This is a genomic window from Chamaesiphon polymorphus CCALA 037 (assembly GCF_003003845.1).
GTDB classification, from domain to species: Bacteria; Cyanobacteriota; Cyanobacteriia; order Cyanobacteriales; family Chamaesiphonaceae; genus Chamaesiphon; species Chamaesiphon polymorphus.
This window is the reverse complement of the sequence record NZ_PVWO01000626.1, coordinates 1-2,877: the sequence shown is the minus strand read 5'-3', so window position 1 is coordinate 2,877 and position 2,877 is coordinate 1. Positions and strand designations below refer to the sequence as shown.

The 2,877-nt window shown below is 48.3% G+C and carries 1 protein-coding gene; it reads left to right on the top strand.

All coding sequences use genetic code 11. From position 1 onward, the window contains the following. Positions 1-235: 235 nt before the first annotated feature. Complete coding sequence (locus C7B77_RS27390; RefSeq protein WP_106312497.1) at positions 236-2,833, top strand: WD40 domain-containing protein; 2,598 nt, start codon at positions 236-238, stop codon at positions 2,831-2,833. The last annotated feature ends 44 nt before the right edge of the window (positions 2,834-2,877 follow it).

Sequence of the window (2,877 nt, the reverse complement as noted above, 5' to 3'; positions counted from 1 at the left end):
CCCCTAAGTATAATCGATCGATCTGGTAGAGATCGACCATACTCAGGGATGATTAATTTGGGAGGTAACCTCAGTTGTTGAAGTTAGACCAAAAAAATCAAAAGTTGAACACACAAACACTCTGTATTCCAAATTTAACCGATCGAATGTCTAGTTCATGGCTATAAAAGTATGCAAAAAGTAGGTTAAAAGGTACGATCGCTATAATCAAGAAGTCCAAAATCGAACTTTAAGCATGGATGCCGATCGAGCTATCGCAATTATTGAAATAGTTTTGGCTCCCAAATCCTTAAATCCGGTTCAGGTTCAAATTGTCCGTGGCGTACTTGCTGGTGAAAGCTATCAACAAATTGCCACAGCGGCTAAAGCTAATTTAGCGACAACCGCACGAGCAGATGCGGAAGCACCCACTGCTAGCAAAGCCTCGAAACGCTCTAGCGGACGATATCAGACCGGATATATCCGGGAGACTGGTGCTCAGTTATGGCAGTCTTTGAGCCAAAAATTGGGTCAAAAAGTTACTAAGAAGAGTTTGGCAGCAGTACTATTGTGGTATGCAAAGCAGCCAGAATTTAAGCTGGCTGAAAATAGTACTGTCCTCACCGAGCCAACTTCCAGTCAAGTTGAGGCAACCGCCAGCGGTAGCGATCGAGAGGCTAGGAACCAATCTAGTCCCAATCTAACCGCTGGCAGAACGAGCGGATTTGGACTCAGATATAGCGGCGAACTCGATGCGCTGGATCGTTTTTATGGGCGAACAGAGGAATTAGTAACGCTGACTCAATGGTGTCTGTACGACAATTGTCGGCTGATTTTTCTGGTCGGGATGGGCGGGATGGGCAAAACTACACTGGCAGCCGAAATCGCTCGTCAAGTGGGCGGCTACTTTGATGCGATCGTGTGGCGATCTTTGCTCAATCTACCGCCAATTAAGGAACTTTGCGCCGATCTGCTGGAGTGTTTGAGTCAGCAACCCATTCTCAAGTTGCCAGATTCATTAGACGAACAAATTGAGTTATTAATCGCGTGCCTCAAAAAAAATCGCTGTTTATTAGTGCTAGATAATGTCGAATCAATCCTGGCAGGACAAGTGGAATCCGGTCAGTATTTGCCCGGGTATGAAGGTTACGATCGATTATTTAAAGCCATCGGCGAACTGCCCCATCAAAGTTGTGCGCTGCTCACTAGTCGGGAAAAGCCGCACACGATCGCTAGGTTACAAATTGTCAATCCCCAGTTTGTCCGGTCGATGACCGTTAATGGGATAACATCGGCAGCCGGACATCAATTGCTGCAAGCCTATGGTTGTCCCCAATTACCAGAGCAGATGTGGCAAGAAGTACACGCCCATTATGCTGGCAATCCGCTGGCTCTAAAAATCGCGGCCATTACCGCAATCGAACTAACTGGTGGTGGCGAAAAAGTCTTGGAACTATATCCCCTGATGAAACAAGGTCAGCTTCAGTTTCGAGATATTGATGATATCCTCAAGCGTCAATTCGAGCGGCTGTCTGAGACCGAACAGCAACTAGTTTACTGGTTGGCGATCGAACGCGAACCAGTCACTGGTGCAGAGTTGCGATCGAATTTGCCGCTCAATACCCAGATGCCAGGGGAAATTATCAACGCGCTCCAGTCCTTATCGCGCCGTTGCGTGACGATCTGTCACGATCGAGATTGGTCGATTCAGCCTGTAATGACGACCTATGTCACGGGTCGATCGATCGATCGATTTGTGGCCGAACTGTCACCGCCATCTGCAACCGAGCCACCTGCAACGGATCTGCTCCAACGGTTTTGTCATCTCAATACCTACGCAATTATTAAGGCTCAAGCCAAAGATTATCTGCGCATCGCCCAAATTCAATCGATTTTACGCCCGATTGTCGATCGATTACTCGATCTCTGGCCGAGTCGAGCCGATCTGGACGCACACTTGCGGCAGATTTTAGATCGCTGGCGCACTCTAGATCCGATTCCCCCTGGCTATCTGGCTGGCAATATCCTCAACTTAGCGATCGAATTAGCAACCGAGCTATTTGCTAGGAACGATCTCCATCGAGCCGATGGAACGCTCCGCAATTGCTGTGGCGAGACACCTACCCTCAAAGATATAGACTGCTCTTTGCTGCCAATTCGATCGGCTTATCTCGCCGATGTCAATCTCCATCAGGTCGATTTTACCGCAGCGATATTCGATCGTTGTGTGTTTACCCAAGCATTTGGGGGGATTTTTATGGCAAGCTACCATCCGGCTGGCGAGTTGCTAGCCACTGGCGATACCAATGGCGATGTTTCGCTGTGGCAGATTGCTGACGGTCAAAGGGTGGCAATTTTTCAAGGTCATACTAATTGGACTCGCGCCTTGGCTTTTAGCTGTGACGGTAATATTTTGGCTAGCTCTAGTGAAGATTGCACGGTCAGATTGTGGGATGTCCAAACCAATCGGCAGATCGCCACGATCGGGCCGCATACTCACACTTTTCGGGGGATGAAATTTAGTCGCGATGGTTGCCGATTGGCGATCGGTAGCGATGATTGTCAGATTCGGATCTACGATCTGCCTGGATTGCTGGCAGATCCGGCAGCAACGAATGTAGAGCGTCATTGCAGCCAAGTATTACTCGGGCATACCAATTGGGTGTTTTCGGTCGCCTACAGTCCCGATGAGAGCCAACTGGCGAGTGCTAGTGCTGACGGTACAGTTAGGATTTGGGATCTAGCAACTGGTGAATGTTTGCAGATTCTTCCTCACGAGCATTGGGCGATTCGGACGCTATTTAGTCCTGACGGTCGATACCTAGTGCAGTGTCAAAATTCAATATTAGGGTAAAGAGAAGTAAGTTTACAGCGAGCATCATCAATCTTCATTTGCCA

Bases quoted from the DNA above. Each gene is read 5' to 3' on its own strand.
- C7B77_RS27390 (WP_106312497.1), top strand. From the start codon at position 236: ATGGATGCCGATCGAGCTATCGCAATTATTGAAATAGTTTTGGCTCCC.